The organism is Caballeronia insecticola (genome assembly GCF_000402035.1).
In the GTDB taxonomy this organism is placed as follows: domain Bacteria; phylum Pseudomonadota; class Gammaproteobacteria; order Burkholderiales; family Burkholderiaceae; genus Caballeronia; species Caballeronia insecticola.
Map to the genome: position 1 here is coordinate 256,711 of NC_021289.1, position 15,814 is coordinate 272,524.

The following is a 15,814-nucleotide window of genomic DNA, read 5'->3' on the forward strand; positions in this document are numbered from 1 at the left end:
TTCGCGCGAGCGCGCAAGCCTCTGCAACACGCAAACATTACGCCGAGTTGAAATAAGAAAATATAGAATTTCTGAACTGACACTCAAGGAAACCTGATTGAACGATCGGGTTTGTCCCTAGGCCTATGAGCAATATTCGCTTCCTGCGCACGTTCATCGCCGTCGCGCGTTATGGGTCGTTCGCGGCGGCGGCCGAGAAGGTCGCGCTGACGCAAGCCGCCGTCAGCATGCAAATGCAATCGCTCGAAGACGACCTGAAGCGCCCGCTGTTCGACCGCGTCGGCCGCACCAACCGGCTGACGAGCATCGGCAAGCAGGTGTTGCCGCAGGCGGAGCGCATCGTCGCGCTGTACGACAGCATGCGGCTCACCGGCCTCGACGACGAGATCGCCGGCTCGGTTGCCATCGGTGCGGTCGATTCGGCGATGGGCGCGCTCGCGTCCGTCGTCACGGAGTTGAAAGGTCAGTACCCTCGGCTCGATGTGCGCCTCTTCACGGGCAAGGCGCTCGCGCTCGCGCCGCAGGTCGAGGCGGGCGAAATCGATGCGGCGGTGATCGTCGAAATGGCGGGCAAGACGCCCGCGAGCCTCAACTGGACCGAGCTTTATTCGGAACCGCTGGTCGCGATCGGCTCGCCGCGCAGCGCGCCCGCGAGCGCCGCCGAGATGCTCGCGAGCCGTCCGTTTCTGCGCTTCGATCGCGCGCAGCGCACCGGCGCGTTGATCGAGCGGGCACTGAAGCACAACCGGCTCGCGGTGAACGAGTTTCTCGAACTGAACTCGCTTGAAGTGATCGTCGAACTCGTGCGGCAGGACGCGGGCGTGTCCGTCGTGCCCTTGCTCGAATACGGTTCGTGGGCGAGCGATCCGGCGCTGCGCGTGCTGCCGCTCGCGAAGAACACGCCGCGGCGCGTGGTCGGCATGCTCGAGCGCAAGATTCACGATCGCCATGCGGTGATGCGTGTCGTGCAGGAACGAATCCGCGTGCGCTCGCACGAGATCGCAACGCCGCGCAAGCCATAAAGCTCGGGCGTCCCTTAACGTTTCCTTAAGTCACGGACAAGAAATATCAGCTTTCCCTGTGAATTCCGGCCATCGACAATGCTTCCGGTCTATTCACTATTCACATCGAGGAAAGCATGTCGATCATTCCCGAGATTGCTCGGTCGCACGACGAGATTCAGGCCATTCGCCGCGATATCCACGCCCATCCCGAACTTCGCTACGAAGAAGCGCGCACCGCCGAACTGGTCGCGCGAAAGCTCGAAGAATGGGATATCGAAGTGACGTGCGGGCTTGGCAAGACGGGCGTCGTCGGCGTGCTGAAAAAAGGCACGAGTACGCGCGCGATCGGTCTGCGCGCCGACATGGATGCGCTGCCGATTCCCGAACTGAACACCTTCGCGCATGCATCGCGTCACGAGAACAAGATGCACGCATGCGGCCACGACGGCCACACCGCGATGCTGCTCGGCGCCGCGCAATATCTCGCGAAGCATCGCGACTTCGACGGCACGATCGTCTTCATCTTTCAGCCCGCGGAAGAGGGCGGCGGCGGCGCGAAGGCGATGATCGAAGACGGCTTGTTCGAGCGCTTTCCCGTCGATGCCGTGTTCGCGCTGCACAACTGGCCGGGCATGCCGGCGGGCGAATTCGGCGCGCGCGTCGGGGCGACGCAGGCATCGAGCAACGAGTTCGAGATACGTATCGAAGGCGTGGGCGCGCATGCCGCGATTCCGCACGATGGCGTCGATCCGGTGTTCACCGCGTTGCAGATCGGCATGGGCTTGCAGAGCATCGTGACGCGCAACAAGCGGCCGATCGACGCCGCCGTGCTTTCCATCACGCAGATGCAGGCGGGCCACGCCGTCAACGCGATTCCGACGACCGCCACACTCGGCGGCACGGTGCGCACGTTTTCCGTCGATGTGCTCGATCTGATCGAGACGCGCATGAAGGAGATCGTCGCGGCGACGGCGGCGGCGTATCGCTGCAAGGCCGAAGTCAGTTTCGTGCGCAACTATCCGCCGACGGTGAACACCGAAGCCGAGACGCACTTCGCGCTGGGCGTGATGCAGGATGTCGTCGGCGCGGCGAAGGTGAACACGAACGTCGATCCGACGATGGGCGCGGAAGACTTCTCGTACATGCTGCTCGAGCGGCCGGGCTGCTATGGGTATATCGGCAACGGACTGGGCGCGCATCGCGAGCATGGGCATGGCATCGGGCCGTGCATGCTGCACAACAGCAGCTACGATTTCAACGACGAACTGTTGCCGCTCGGCGCCACGTACTGGGTGCGGCTCGTCGAAAAATTTCTCGCGCGCGCCTGAGGGGACGACATGTTTTCATCGACTTATCGCGAGGCGCGCCAGCACTTTCTCGACGCCGCCGCCGAGCGCGCTTTTGCCGTCGATACGCGCGTGCTGAACGGCGTGACGGGACTCGAAGGCGAGACGCTTGCGACCGATGTCGTGCGTATCGGTCCCGCCGATGCGAAGCGTCTGCTCGTGCTCACATCCGCGACGCATGGCGTCGAAGGCTTTTGCGGCTCGGGCGCGCAGATCGCGTTGCTGCGCGACGAAGCGCTTGCCGCGCAATTGGACAAGCTCGGCGTCGCGATGCTGCTGGTTCACGCGATCAACCCGTACGGCTTTTCGTATCTGAGCCGCACGACGGAAGGCAACGTCGATCTGAACCGCAACAGCGTGGACTTCGACCAGCCCTTGCCGCAGAACCTGGCCTATGCAGAATTGCACGACGTGCTGATTCCCGCGAGCTGGCCGCCCGACGATGCGAATGTCGCGGCCATTCGCGCGTATATCGATGCGCGCGGTCAATGGGCGTATCAGCAAGCGGTGACGACCGGACAATACACGCATGCGCAGGGCATGTTCTACGGTGGCGCGGAAACCGCGTGGAGCACACGCACGATGCGCGCGCTGCTTGCGGAATACGGCGAGCCTTGCACGGCGATCGGCTGGATCGACTTTCATACGGGACTCGGGCCGAGCGGCTTCGGCGCGAAGATCTGCGTGGGCGATGTGCCGCGCGCGCGGCGCTGGTGGGGCGCGGACGTGACGAGTCCGTCGGATGGCACGTCGATCGCGGCGGATGTCGCCGGGCCGTTGCTCGATACGCTGCGGCAGACGTGCCCGCATTCGGCGAACGCGGCGATTGCGATCGAGTACGGCACCGTGCCGCTCACCGACATGCTCGACATGCTGCGCGCGGATGTCTGGGTGCGGCATCATCCGGACGCGCCGGATGCGCTCAAGACCGCAATTCGCAAGCAGATTCGCGCAGCCTTTTTTATCGATGACGATGTGTGGCGCGGGATGGTCGTCGGGCAGGCGCGTGCGGCGGTGTTGCAGGGGGTTTATGGTTTGTCGCGGGAAGGGGGCGTGTAGCCCGCGCCAGACACTCCTTAACTTTCACTCGTCGCGAATGCAAAGGGCCGCTTTTCGCGCGGCTCGAGCAAGACCATTTTCGACCAGGATCCGGCGACCGTTCGAAGTCAGGGTTCGGTTCAGGATCTTGTCGATTGTCTGCGGCTTCCGGCCCCGAGCCGTTCGAAGCCCAGGCGATTCCCACTTCCTCGGCACTGCTCGAACTGCAACGCTACAAGGCGTTTCTCGCAGAACGGCGCACAAGAATCGCGGCCAGACTCAACGAATTCCTCGGCACTCAACGTGAACCCAGAAGTTGACGGCCTGGATCGCTGTTCTCTTCCCGCAGCGGCGGGTTCAGTCTGAATAGTCCCGCCTTTCAATCAATCTTTGCAAACCCGCTTAAGTTTTTTGCAGTTCGATATTGCTTCGTAAAGCCAAGCACATAAGAATCTGGCGACGCTATCCAATCGCGAGCATTAAAGCGTCAGTCATCTTCTTTGCCGGGCCGCTTCGGCCCGCATCCGGTTTGGAGCAACACATGCAACACATTTCCCGCTTTGTCCGAATCGTCTCGACGACAGCCACCGCTGGCGTCGCGCTCGCGTTTCTCGCCGTGGCGCAAGCGCGCCCGTCGCCAGCCCGGCTCAAGTCGCAAGCGTGATGGCGACACATCTTTCGTGCAGCAACTGAATCGCAGATCCGCAGAACTCCACGTCGCCCGCACCATGAAAGCACGCATCAAACTCTCGCTTGGCATTTTCCTGTTGACGTCGTTCGGCATCGCGAGCTACGCGCAGCAGCCGGGCTCGCCCGTTCCGCCATCGGTTCAACCCGCCGCGCCGCGCGGCCTGACCAAAGAACAGCAAGCCGCGCTGGACAAAATGGATGAGGACATCGGTCAGATCGCACTTACGATCGTGAAGTCGATCGATCAGGGCAAGGCGCCCCAAGTGTGGGATGCCGCTTCGCCCATCGCCAAAGGCATCATTTCGCGCGATGCCTTCGTGCAAAAGGTGTCGCACGATCGCGCGGTGCTCGGCGAGCCCGGCATGCGCATGCCAATGGGCATCCGGCATTTTCGCTATCAGAGCACCGGCAATCTGCCCGCGGGCGCCTACATCAACGTGACATTCGAAACGCAATTCGCTCAGGCGAAGCAGTCGGCGCTCGAATTGGTGACGTTCTTCCTCGACTCCGACAACATCTGGCGCTTCGCCGGATATTCCGTGCGTTGAGCAGCTGAGCGGCCACGCGCGTCACATGTTCGTGTAAGACGCGCACCAGCCGCGTCCGGCTACCAGCTTGTCGCCGAAGAGCGTGCAGCCGCCCCAGGGGTCCGTCGACTTGCCCGAGAACAGCGAGCAGTTGGCGCAGGTCTGCCCCGCGGAATAATTCGAATACTTCGCCTTGTCGACCTTGGCTGCATCTTCCCGATAGCCGACGGCGACCGCCGCCGGATCGGATTCGCTCAAGTGCGACGCGTCGGCGCCGGCGCGTGAAAGCCAGAGCGACGAACTCATGCCGACGCTGAGAATCATGAAACTGCGGCGGGATATGTTTTTCATCGGTTTTTCATCCTGAACCGTCGTTGTGTCTGTGGGGATCGCGTTCGCGCGCGTGGCGCTCGACATGGCGCATCAGCGAGACGATACGCCGGCGCGGCGTTTCGCGCGCTTCACGCGTTTCGCCCATTTCGCTCGCGCGGACAAATATTCGCGAATCGAACGGGCGGTCGGTTTTCATCGCGCGCCTTTTCGCCATTCTCCTTCAACGTGCGGACAACGTCGTTCATTCCCTGTCGCTAAACCTTTGCGCGCGCGTGCCGTAAATCAGGCCAGATGGTAGTCAGACAGTTGCAATCGTGTGAATCACCCCGCGGCGCCCTGGCCGCGGCTCAATTCGAAGGAGAACGACCGTGAGTGAAATGGATTGGATGATGGCGGGCTTGTATCTGGCGGCGCTCGTCGGCGGAACGCTCATCATGAGCGTGCTGGCGCGCCGCAGCTTGAGCCGCGTGGAGGATCGCGGACATTGACTTCATCGCGCGGCGCTGAATCAGCGCCCAAACAAACGCGCGCCGGGAAGCCGACCCTTGAGCCGACCGCCCGGCGCGCGCAAAAGCGCCTGCCTGATGCGTCAGTGGAACAGCTTCATCGCTTGCGTCAGCGTATTCGTCACGCCCCAGGCGAGCGGAATCAGCACATAGGCCCAGAACAGCACCAGCAGTCCCTTGTTCGACGAACCGCCTTCCTGAGTATCGATACGGGTATTCATTGCGGATCTCCTCTTTTCAATCTCAGTTGGCCGTCTGCGCCGACATGTTCATGTGATGCTTCTCGTGCACGCGCGACACGAGCAGGTTGCAGACGAAGCCGATCACGAGCAGGCCCGCCATGATGTGCAGCGTCATCGTATAGGCATCCGCGCCCACGACGCCGTGCGCCACCTGATACGCGCGCACGTAGTTGACGAGCACCGGACCCGCGATGCCCGCCGCAGCCCACGCAGTCAGAAGCCGGCCGTGAATGCCGCCGACGAACGCCGTGCCGAACATGTCCGCGAGATATGCGGGAATGGTCGCGAAGCCGCCGCCGTACATCGACAGAATCACGCCGTAGGCAAGCACGAACAAGGCGATGTTGCCCGAGCCCGCGAATTGCGGCACGAGGAAGTACAGCACCGCGCCCAGCACGAAGAACGCGAAATACGTGTTCTTCCGGCCGATCCAGTCCGATGCCGACGCCCACACGAAGCGTCCGCCCATGTTGAACAGCGACAGCAGCCCGACGAAGCCCGCCGCGGCGCCCGCCGTGATCGATGCCTTGAAGCTTTCCTGGATCATCACCGAAGCCTGGCCGAGGACGCCGATGCCCGCCGTCACGTTCAGGAACAGCACGAGCCACAGCAGATAGAACTGCGGCGTCTTGAGCGCCTGATCGATGTGCACGTGATTCTTCGTGATCATCTTTTTGGCGGTCGTGGGCGGCGTCCAGCCGGCGGGCTTCCAGTCGGCCGGCGGAATGCGGATCGCAAAGGCGCCGATCGTCATCGAGATGAAGTAGAGCACGCCGAGCACGAGGAACGTCTCGGCGACGCCTGCGCTCGTCGCGCTCTTGAAGTGGTTCATCAGCGCGACGGAGCCGGGCGCCGCGATCATCGCGCCGCCGCCGAAGCCCATGATCGCCATGCCGGTCGCCATGCCGCGGCGGTCCGGGAACCAGCGGATCAGCGTCGAGACCGGCGACACATAGCCGAGCCCCAGCCCGATGCCGCCGATCACGCCATAGCCGAGATACAGCAGCGCGATCTGATGCCAATACACGCCGAGCGCCGAGACCAGAAAGCCGCCGCCGAAGCAGCAGGCCGCGGTGAACATCGTGCGTCGCGGGCCGACTTTTTCGAGCCACTTGCCGGCGAACGCCGCGGACAGGCCGAGAAACACGATCGCCAGCGAGAAAATCCAGCCGAGCGTGGTGAGCGACCAGTCGTCCGGCGCGGACTGCGTGATGCCGATAATCCTCGTGAGCGGCGCATTGAACACCGAGAACGCATAGGCCTGTCCGATACACAAGTGAACAGCCAGCGCGGCGGGCGGCACCATCCAGCGCGAGAACCCGGGCCGGGCGATGGTTGCCTCTTTCGAGAAGAAGCTTGTCGGGCCGTGCGCGGCCCCTTGTTTGATGGTGCTGTTCATGGTGGTCTCCGTGGCGCGCTATGAATGCATGCGCGCGCTCGTCGTTGCTTGAAGCGCCTGCCCGGGGTCGCCGGTCAGCAGCCCGCCGTGGTTCATGCGTTCACCGATGCGGTCTGCATCGGGCGTTCGCAAGGCCATTTCGCGCGCCCAAACATGCGATCAAACGACATATAGGTGCGACGCTTTGCCACGGCTGGGCTCGAACATAGACAAGTGTGAAGGGCTTTGCAATATGAACACTCGTGCCATAAGCGTTTGCCCGCAGCATCGAAAGCGGTTCTTTGCGCGTTCTTGCCGCAACCTGCGCGCTTGGCCGGGCGAAGCGGCGCCGTATCGCATCGCTACAGCGCGACGCAGGTGTTCTGAATGTGAACAGTCGATGCGCACCTCGTGAAAACCCTGACGATGTCGCGCGAAGCCGCACGCAGCGGGCGCGTGCAGCATGGCGACATCGCCGCCCGCACGATGGCATGGAACTCGCAAACGAGAGCCACGGCGCCGGACATCGTTGTGCCGGCCCGTTCATGTCGACATGCGAGGAGCACACACAAATGAATCACGCAGAGATGCAGTTCCTGAGCACCGAGTACCCGTACAAGAAGCAATACGGCAACTTCATCGGCGGCAAGTGGGTGCCGCCGGCGGGCGGTGAGTATTTCGACAACATCTCGCCGATCACCGGCGAACCCTTTACGTCGATTCCGCGTTCCCGCGACGCCGATATCGAAGCCGCGCTCGATGCGGCGCACGCCGCGAAGACGGCGTGGGGCAGGACTTCCGTCACGGATCGCGCGAATGTGCTGATGAAGATCGCCGACCGCATGGAAGCCAACTTGCAGCGCCTCGCGGTGGCCGAGTCGATCGACAACGGCAAGCCGCTGCGCGAGACCATGGCCGCGGACATTCCGCTCGCGATCGATCACATGCGCTACTTCGCGAGCGCGGCGCGCGCGCAGGAAGGCGGGATTTCGGAGATCGATCACGATACCGTCGCCTATCACTTTCATGAGCCGCTCGGTGTCGTCGGGCAGATCATTCCGTGGAATTTCCCGATTCTGATGGCGATCTGGAAACTCGCGCCCGCGCTCGCCGCCGGCAATTGCGTCGTGCTGAAGCCGGCCGAGCAGACGCCCGCGTCGATTCTCGTGCTGCTCGAAGTGATCGGCGACCTGTTGCCGCCGGGCGTGCTCAACGTCGTGAACGGCTTCGGGCTGGAGGCGGGCAAGCCGCTCGCGTCGAACAAGCGCATTGCGAAGATCGCGTTCACCGGCGAAACCACGACCGGCCGCCTGATCATGCAGTACGCGAGCCAGAACCTGATTCCCGTCACGCTCGAACTGGGCGGCAAGAGCCCGAACATCTTCTTCGCCGATGTGCTGAATGCCGACGACAGCTTCTTCGACAAAGCGCTCGAAGGCTTCACGATGTTCGCGCTGAATCAGGGCGAAGTGTGCACGTGTCCGTCGCGTGCGCTGGTCGAGGAATCGATCTACGAACGCTTCATGGAACGCGCGCTCAAGCGCGTCGCGGCAATCGCGCAGGGCCATCCGCTCGACAGCAAGACGATGATCGGCGCGCAGGCTTCGCACGAGCAACTGGAGAAGATCCTGTCGTATATCGACCTCGGCAAGCAGGAAGGCGCCGAATGCCTCGCGGGCGGCGAGCGCAACGCGATGGATGGCGAACTGAAGAACGGTTACTACATCAAGCCGACCGTGTTCAAAGGCCACAACAAGATGCGCATCTTCCAGGAGGAAATCTTCGGGCCGGTGCTCTCGGTGACGACCTTCAAGAACGAGGAAGAGGCGCTCAAAATCGCAAACGACACGCTGTATGGTCTGGGCGCGGGCGTATGGACGCGCGATGGTACGCGTGCGTATCGCTTCGGCCGCGCAATTCAGGCGGGCCGTGTGTGGACCAACTGCTATCACGCGTATCCGGCGCATGCGGCGTTCGGCGGCTACAAGCAATCGGGCATCGGACGCGAAAATCACAAGATGATGCTCGATCACTATCAGCAGACGAAGAACATGCTCGTCAGCTACAGCGACAAGCCGCTCGGCTTCTTCTGATCCGGGCGCCTGACGACGCAACGAGCCGCTGTATGCATGCGGCATGCATACAGCGGTGCACGTCATTTCAACATGGGGACGACATGAGCGAACAAGAAGTGCTGCGCGTGACCGCGACGCCCGCCGCAATCGAACTGATCGGCAAGCTCAAGGCCGAGCATGGCGACGTGCTGTTCCATCAATCCGGCGGATGCTGCGACGGCAGCGCGCCGATGTGCTTTCCCGTCAACGAGTTCATGGTCGGCGGCTCGGACGTCAAGCTCGGCGCGATTGCGGGCGTGCCGTTCTACATGACCGAATCGCAATACGACTACTGGCAACACACGCAGTTGATCATCGATGCCGTGCCGGGCAACGGCGGCATGTTCTCGCTGGAGCGTCCCAGCGGATTGCGCTTTCTCACGCGTTCACGCCTTTATAGCGACGATGAAAACGCGTGGCTCGAACGACATCCGGTCGAGCACGTGAGCTGACGCATTCAGTTCCAGCGCGGCGGACGTTTCTCGATGAACGCCTGCGTGCCTTCGAGCGTGGCGTCGTCCATCATGTTGCAGGCCATGGTCTCCGATGCGAGCGCATACGCAGCCTCGATGCCGCCTTCGAGCTGGCGATAGAACAGGCCCTTGCCCGCCGCGACCGCTTCGCGCGGTTTGGCGGCGATCGTCACGGCGAGTGTGCGGACTGCATCGTCGAGCGTATCGGGCGATGCCACGCGGTTCACGAGGCCCCGCTCGCGCGCGGTTTCGGCATCGATGAATTCGCCCGTGACGAGCATCTCGAACGCCGCCTTGCGCGATACGTTGCGGGACAGCGCCACACTCGGCGTCGCGCAGAACAGCCCGAGATTCACGCCGGATACCGCGAAGCGCGCATCGCTCGATGCCACCGCCAGATCGCACATCGCGACGAGCTGACAGCCCGCCGCCGTCGCGACGCCATGCACGCGCGCGATAACCGGTTGCGGCATGCGCTGGATCGCGAGCATCAGGCGCGAGCAGCGCGCGAAGAGATCGCGATAGTAATCGAGCGCGGGCTCGGCGCGCATCTCCTTGAGATCGTGCCCTGCGCAGAACGCGCGGCCCGCACCCGCCAGCACGACGACGCGCGCATCCGACGCGGCAATCTCCTGCAACGCGCGCCCGAGCGCATCGAGCATGGCTTCCGAGAGCGCATTGAATGCTTCCGGACGATTGAGCGTGAGCTTGACCACTCCATTGCTGTCATACGCGTTACGTTCGATCAGGACCAGGTCGCTCATGGCGTGACTCTCCTTGTCAAACGTCGATGGCCGTGACCGAGCCCGCGCGCTTGCGCAACTCGAACTTCTGAATCTTGCCGGTGGATGTTTTCGGCAACTCGCAAAACTCGATGGCGCGCGGCACCTTGAAGCCCGCGAGATGCTGCTTGCAATGCGCGATCAACTCTTCGCCGCTGACATGCACGCCCGTCTTCAGTTCGACGAACGCGCAAGGCGTTTCGCCCCAGCGCGCATCCGGCTTCGCGACGACAGCCACCGCGAGCACGGCGGGATGGCGGTACAGCACGTCCTCGACTTCGATGCTGGATATGTTCTCGCCGCCCGAGATGATGATGTCCTTGCTGCGATCCTTGATGCGCACATAGCCGTCCGGATACGCGACGGCCAGATCGCCCGTATGGAACCAGCCGCCGCGAAAGGCTTCTTCGGTTGCGGCCGCGTTCTTCAGATAACCTTTCATCGCGATGTTGCCGCGAAACATGATCTCGCCGATGGTTTCGCCATCGGGCGGCACGAGCTGCATCGTGTCGGGATCGCGCACCGTGACCGCGTCCTGCAAGTGATAGCGCACGCCCTGACGCGCATTGAGCCGCGCGCGTTCGCCGATATCGAGTTCGCTCCATTCCGCCTGATGCGCGCAGACGGTGGCGGGGCCGTAGACTTCGGTCAGACCGTACACGTGCGTCAGTTGAAAGCCCATGCGCTCCATGCCTTCGATCATGGCGGCGGGCGGCGCGGCGCCCGCAACCATCGCGTTCACTTTCTGAGCGATGCCGGCCTTCAACTCATCGGGCGCGTTGACGAGCATGTTCTGCACGATCGGCGCGCCGCAATAGTGCGTGACGCCTTCGTTGCGAATCAGATCGAAGACGGTCTTCGCATCGATGCGGCGCAGGCACACGTTCACGCCCGCACGCGCCGCAATCGTCCATGGAAAGCACCAGCCGTTGCAATGGAACATCGGCAGCGTCCACAGATACACGGCATGCGCCGGCATGTCCCATTCGAGGATGTTGCTCACGGCATTCGTATACGCACCGCGATGGTGATAGACGACGCCCTTCGGATTGCCCGTTGTCCCGGACGTGTAGTTCAGGCAGATGGCGTTCCATTCGTCCGATGGCGGCGTCCATTCGTAGGCGGGATCGCCGCTCGCGAGCAGCGCCTCGTATTCGATCTCGCCGATGCGTTCGCCCGCGCCGGCGTACTGCGAATCGTCCACATCGATCACGAGCAGCTTCTGCGGCACGCTCTCCAGCGCGCGGCGCATGACGTCCGAGAATTCGCGATCGACCAGCACGGCCTTCGCCTCGCCGTGCGTGAGCATGAACGCGAGCGTGGCGGCGTCGAGGCGCGTGTTGAGCGCGTTGAGCACGGCGCCCGTCATCGGCACGCCGAAATGCGCTTCGACCATTTCGGGCGTGTTCGGCAACATGACCGCGACGGTGTCACCCACGCCGATGCCGCGCGCCGCGAGCGCCGAGGCGAGCCGTCGCGTGCGCGCGTACGTCTCGCTCCAGGTGCGGCGCACATCGCCATGCACGACGGCGGGCCGATTCGGATACACCGACGCCGCGCGCTCGATGAAGGTGAGCGGCGTCATTACCGCGAAGTTGGCGGCGGTTTTGGGAAGTCCTTCGTCGTAGATGCCTGGCGTCGTCATGATCTCCTCCGAATGCGTCAATTTTTTCTTGTGGATGCGTCACATATTACGCGCGCCTGACGATGCGTGGCGCAATTCCGGCCCACCAGAATTCGAAGCGCCTGTCTCGTAATCAGCCGATACGACTTTGCCATCCGTGCGCGTCAACTCGCACACACGCAGCCACGTTGTTGCGGCAATGCCCGGAAATCAGCGTGCTCCGGCATTTCACGGACTTAGATTTTTACCAGGAGTAGACATATGAAACGCATTTTGACTGGCTTCGCTTTCGCAGCCGTTGCCGTAAGCGCCCTCGCTCAGAATCACGGCGCAGGCTTCGAGCCGGCGCAGCGCATGATCGACGACACGATCAGCCGTATCGATGCCGAGCATCGTGAAGCTCACGTCAACTTTGGCGGCCACGTCGCCAAGGCGGCAGAACTGCTTCGTCAGGCCAAGGCCGAACTGGAAGCGGCAGACCAGATGCGTCGTTGATGTCGATGTCTTCGCGCTTCCGAGAAGCCAACGCTACGGAGCGCGAAGGCTAAAGCATCATCTCAGGCCTGGTCGTCCAGCTTCACGTCGAAGCCGCGTTGCACGCCGGGCCGCGCAAACAAGGCGTCATACCAGCGCTTCACGTTCGGGTAATCGTCGAGCGATACCTGATGGCGCTCATGCCGCCACGCCCAGCCGAGAATCGCGAAATCGGCGACGGACAATTCACCCGCCACGTATTCCACTTGCGCAAGACGTTTGTCGAGCACGCTATAAAGGCGGCGCGTTTCGTCGGAATAGCGCTTGAGCCCGTATCGGCGATCGCTTTCCGCTTCGACCATGCGGAAGTGATGCACCTGTCCCGGCATCGGGCCGAAGCCGCCCATCTGCCACATCAGCCATTCGAGCACCGGCACGCGATCGCGCAGACTTGCGGGCAGGAACTTGCCGGTTTTCTCGCCTAGGTAAAGCAGAATCGCGCCGGATTCGAACACGCTGATCGGCTGGCCGTCGGGACCATCGGGATCGACGATCGCCGGAATGCGATTGTTGGGGCTGATACGCAGGAAGCCGGGCGCATGTTGCTCGCCCTTCGTGATGTTCACCGTCTTCACCACATACGGCAGTTGCATTTCCTCCAGCGCGACGCTGATCTTGCGTCCGTTGGGCGTGTTCCACGTGTGCAGTTCGATGGTCATGTCGATGCGCTCCGTTTAGCTCAACGCGGGCGCGACGTAGCGCTGAAAACCCGCGCGCTGCGTGACGCCCGCGTACCAGCGTTCCAGTTCGGGCAGCGCGGGCCGCACGAGTTCGGCGATGCCGAACCAGCGTCGCGCATACGCGGCGATGACGAGATCGGCGAGCGTGAACGTACTGCCTTCGAGAAAGTCGCGGCCTTGCAGATGGGCATCGACCACGCGCCAGAGCTTCTCCGTTTCGCTCGCGGCGGCAGCGAGTTTCGCGGTGTCGCGTTCGGCGGGGCTCGTGCGGATATAGCCCCAGAAAACCGGACGCTCGGCCGGCTGCAACGTGGAGAGCACCCAGTCGAGCCACCGGTCCGCGCTCGCGCGCACCTTCGGATCGGCGGGATAGAGCGTGCTGCCGGAGCCGTATTGCATCGCCAGATAGCGGATGATCGAGTTCGATTCCCACAACACGAAGTCGCCGTCGACCAGTGTGGGCACGCGGCCCATCGGGTTCATCGCGAGATAGTCGGGCTCGCCGTTGCGCCCGAATTGCAGGCCCGCGTCGATGCGCTCGAACGCAAGCCCCAGTTCCTCGCAGCACCACAGCACTTTCTGCACGTTGACCGAGTTGGCCCGGCCCCAGATCGTCAGCATTCGATGTCTTCCTCCGTTTTCGAAGGATCCATCTTAGCCGCGTTCCTGCGGGTCTCGCTGAGCGCGCGTTACTCGACGTGCGCCGCGAAGCCGCTTTCGCCCTCCGCGAGTTCGGCGCGCAAAGTCAGCTGAGGAATCGCGTAGTCGCCGTGATTCTGCTTGCGGAACGCGATGGGCGCGTCGTCCCAGAAGCGGTCGAGGCGCTTGCTGAGTGCGTCGTAAGTCGTTTGCAGACGCGTGGCGTCCATCTGGCTCGTGTGATAGACGACGAAGGGCGGCAACACGTCGAAGCCCGGATAGAAGAGCACGCCGTGCTGGATCGGAAACAGCAGATCGTCGATCGGTCCGTTGATCCCGCGCGGACTATAGTGCGACTCCCAGCCGCCCGTCGTGACGACGATCATCGCGCGCTTGCCCGCCATCAGACCTTCGCCGTAGCGGTCGCCCCAATGTGTGTCGGAGTGCTCGCCCACGCCGTAGCCGAAGCCGTATGCGTACACGCGCTCGACCCAGCCCTTCATGATCGCGGGCATCGAGAACCACCACATCGGGAATTGCAGGATCAGCGCGTCGGCCCAGCGCAGCTTGTCCTGTTCGATTTCGATATCGCGGCTTTGCAGACCGTTCTCGAACGCGTGCTTCGAATCGAGGCTCGGGTGAAACGGCGCATCGCTGCGGCGCTCGCGGACATCGTCGGCGTCGAGCAGGGCTTTCCAGTTCATCGCATACAGGTCGGACACTTGCACCGCGTGACCGTTGGCGCGCAGCCGTTCGACGGTGAAGTCATTGATGGCGCCGTTCAGCGAGCGGCGTTCGGGATGTGCATACACGATCAACACATTCATGAGGCTTTCTCCACTTCAATTCAGAAAAGAAGGCCAGCATAGAGATCGCTCGGGTATATTGGAAATGAATATCTGAAATTGCAGGCATTACGATGAATAATATCTTGAGGCGGCTCGATCTGAACCTGCTCGTCACGCTCGATGTCCTGCTTGCCGAGCAGAACGTCACGCGCGCGGCCGAGCGTCTTTACTTCTCGCAACCGTCGGTGAGCGTGCATCTGGCCAAGCTGCGCGATATCTTCGGCGATCCGCTGCTGTTGCCGGGTCCGCGCGGCATGCGTCCCACAGCGCGCGCGGAAAGCCTGCGCGCGCCGTTGCGCGAGGCGCTGGCATCGCTCGAACGGGCGGTCGCGCCGGAAGAAGCCTTCGATCCTGCTACGGCCGAGCACACCTGGCGCATCGCCGCGACCGATTACACCGAATCGACGGTGCTGCTACCCGCGCTGAGCGGACTGCGCGCCGCGGCGCCGCGTACGCGTATCGCAGTGCTGGAGATCAATCCGCCGCGCCTGACGAAACAGGCCGAGAACGGCGAGGTCGATCTCGCGTTCCACATCACGTCACCTGACGACGCTCACTTCCATCAGCAGGCGCTCTTCAGCGAAAGCTATGTCCTTGTTGGACGGAAGGATCATCCGCGCCTGAAGCGCCGGCCGGCGCTCGCGCAGTTCTGTGCGCTCGAACATGTGATCGTGTCGCCGGATGGCGGCGGCTTTGCCGGCCCGACAGACGCCGCGCTTGCGGCCTTAGGACTGAAGCGACGCGTCGTGCTATCGGTGCCGCATTTCCTGTTCGTGCGCAATGTGCTCGCGACGACCGATCTCGTTTCGATACAACCGTCGAGGCTCGCGAAAGACTGGCCCGAGATGCGTGTCGTCGCGCCGCCGCTCGATGTGCCCGGCTACGAGATGTCGATGCTCTGGCCCGAGCGCGTGCATCGCGATCCGGCGCATCGGTGGTTGCGCGAGACCATCGCGCAAGCCGTTTGAAAGCATCTTGATTCATGACATTTCGGCATGATCGTCTTTATCGTTATTACCGATTCAGCACGCGTTAAGCGAGTGCTACTGTGTGCCC

At 62.8% G+C, this 15,814-nt stretch carries 17 protein-coding genes; 9 read left to right on the top strand and 8 right to left on the bottom strand.

From position 1 onward, the window contains the following. Window positions 1-125 precede the first annotated feature (125 nt). The 5 genes from BRPE64_RS25805 (at window position 126) to BRPE64_RS25820 (ending at window position 4,626) form a co-directional block, all read left to right on the top strand. Complete coding sequence (locus tag BRPE64_RS25805) at window positions 126-1,022, top strand: LysR substrate-binding domain-containing protein (RefSeq protein ID WP_016347887.1); 897 nt, start codon at window positions 126-128, stop codon at window positions 1,020-1,022. Window positions 1,023-1,138: 116 nt separating this feature from the next. Further along, window positions 1,139-2,332: a M20 aminoacylase family protein gene (locus BRPE64_RS25810; RefSeq protein WP_016347888.1), complete on the top strand. Its 1,194-nt coding sequence runs from the start codon at window positions 1,139-1,141 to the stop codon at window positions 2,330-2,332. Window positions 2,333-2,341: 9 nt separating this feature from the next. Beyond that, window positions 2,342-3,409: a M14 family metallopeptidase gene (locus tag BRPE64_RS25815; RefSeq protein ID WP_016347889.1), complete on the top strand. Its 1,068-nt coding sequence runs from the start codon at window positions 2,342-2,344 to the stop codon at window positions 3,407-3,409. A 520-nt stretch (window positions 3,410-3,929) separates the two neighbouring features. Further along, window positions 3,930-4,052, top strand: a complete 123-nt coding sequence (locus BRPE64_RS33960) for a hypothetical protein (RefSeq protein WP_016347890.1) — start codon at window positions 3,930-3,932, stop codon at window positions 4,050-4,052. Between the two features lie 64 nt (window positions 4,053-4,116). Continuing rightward, window positions 4,117-4,626: a DUF4019 domain-containing protein gene (locus BRPE64_RS25820; protein WP_016347891.1), complete on the top strand. Its 510-nt coding sequence runs from the start codon at window positions 4,117-4,119 to the stop codon at window positions 4,624-4,626. A 21-nt stretch (window positions 4,627-4,647) separates the two neighbouring features. Here the strand turns inward: BRPE64_RS25820 and BRPE64_RS25825 are convergent, their stop codons facing one another. From BRPE64_RS25825 to BRPE64_RS25840, 3 genes are all read right to left on the bottom strand, one after another. Continuing rightward, on the bottom strand, window positions 4,648-4,956 hold the full coding sequence (locus BRPE64_RS25825; protein WP_044043291.1) for a high-potential iron-sulfur protein: 309 nt from the start codon (window positions 4,954-4,956) through the stop codon (window positions 4,648-4,650). Window positions 4,957-5,527: 571 nt separating this feature from the next. Further along, on the bottom strand, window positions 5,528-5,665 hold the full coding sequence (locus BRPE64_RS25835; RefSeq protein ID WP_016347895.1) for an MFS transporter small subunit: 138 nt from the start codon (window positions 5,663-5,665) through the stop codon (window positions 5,528-5,530). A 22-nt stretch (window positions 5,666-5,687) separates the two neighbouring features. Then, a complete protein-coding gene (locus BRPE64_RS25840) occupies window positions 5,688-7,085 on the bottom strand; it encodes an L-lactate MFS transporter (RefSeq protein ID WP_044043294.1) in 1,398 nt (465 codons plus the stop codon). 551 nt (window positions 7,086-7,636) lie between these two features. Between BRPE64_RS25840 and adh the strand changes: the two genes are divergently transcribed. Beyond that, window positions 7,637-9,157 (top strand): aldehyde dehydrogenase, encoded by a 1,521-nt coding sequence (adh, locus tag BRPE64_RS25845; RefSeq protein WP_044043685.1) that lies wholly within the window; start codon window positions 7,637-7,639, stop codon window positions 9,155-9,157. A gap of 83 nt (window positions 9,158-9,240) precedes the next feature. Then, window positions 9,241-9,630 (top strand): DUF779 domain-containing protein, encoded by a 390-nt coding sequence (locus tag BRPE64_RS25850; RefSeq protein ID WP_016347901.1) that lies wholly within the window; start codon window positions 9,241-9,243, stop codon window positions 9,628-9,630. A gap of 5 nt (window positions 9,631-9,635) precedes the next feature. Here BRPE64_RS25850 and BRPE64_RS25855 read toward each other — a convergent pair whose 3' ends face one another. After that, entirely contained in the window at window positions 9,636-10,415 is a 780-nt protein-coding gene (locus tag BRPE64_RS25855; RefSeq protein WP_016347902.1) for an enoyl-CoA hydratase, read from the bottom strand. A 16-nt stretch (window positions 10,416-10,431) separates the two neighbouring features. Further along, entirely contained in the window at window positions 10,432-12,078 is a 1,647-nt protein-coding gene (locus BRPE64_RS25860) for an acyl-CoA synthetase (protein ID WP_044043686.1), read from the bottom strand. A gap of 240 nt (window positions 12,079-12,318) precedes the next feature. Between BRPE64_RS25860 and BRPE64_RS33075 the strand changes: the two genes are divergently transcribed. Beyond that, window positions 12,319-12,552 (top strand): hypothetical protein, encoded by a 234-nt coding sequence (locus tag BRPE64_RS33075; protein ID WP_044043296.1) that lies wholly within the window; start codon window positions 12,319-12,321, stop codon window positions 12,550-12,552. Between the two features lie 62 nt (window positions 12,553-12,614). Here the strand turns inward: BRPE64_RS33075 and BRPE64_RS25870 are convergent, their stop codons facing one another. From BRPE64_RS25870 to BRPE64_RS25880, 3 genes are all read right to left on the bottom strand, one after another. Then, window positions 12,615-13,250 carry a glutathione S-transferase family protein gene (locus tag BRPE64_RS25870; RefSeq protein ID WP_016347905.1) on the bottom strand — a complete coding sequence of 212 codons (636 nt, stop codon included), beginning with the start codon at window positions 13,248-13,250 and terminating at the stop codon, window positions 12,615-12,617. Between the two features lie 15 nt (window positions 13,251-13,265). After that, complete coding sequence (locus tag BRPE64_RS25875; RefSeq protein ID WP_016347906.1) at window positions 13,266-13,892, bottom strand: glutathione S-transferase family protein; 627 nt, start codon at window positions 13,890-13,892, stop codon at window positions 13,266-13,268. Between the two features lie 68 nt (window positions 13,893-13,960). Next, on the bottom strand, window positions 13,961-14,737 hold the full coding sequence (locus BRPE64_RS25880) for an NAD(P)H-dependent oxidoreductase (RefSeq protein WP_016347907.1): 777 nt from the start codon (window positions 14,735-14,737) through the stop codon (window positions 13,961-13,963). Between the two features lie 92 nt (window positions 14,738-14,829). Here BRPE64_RS25880 and BRPE64_RS25885 point away from each other — a divergent pair, with 92 nt between their 5' ends. Further along, window positions 14,830-15,726, top strand: coding sequence for a LysR family transcriptional regulator (locus BRPE64_RS25885; protein ID WP_016347908.1), 897 nt, complete (start codon window positions 14,830-14,832; stop codon window positions 15,724-15,726). The last annotated feature ends 88 nt before the right edge of the window (window positions 15,727-15,814 follow it).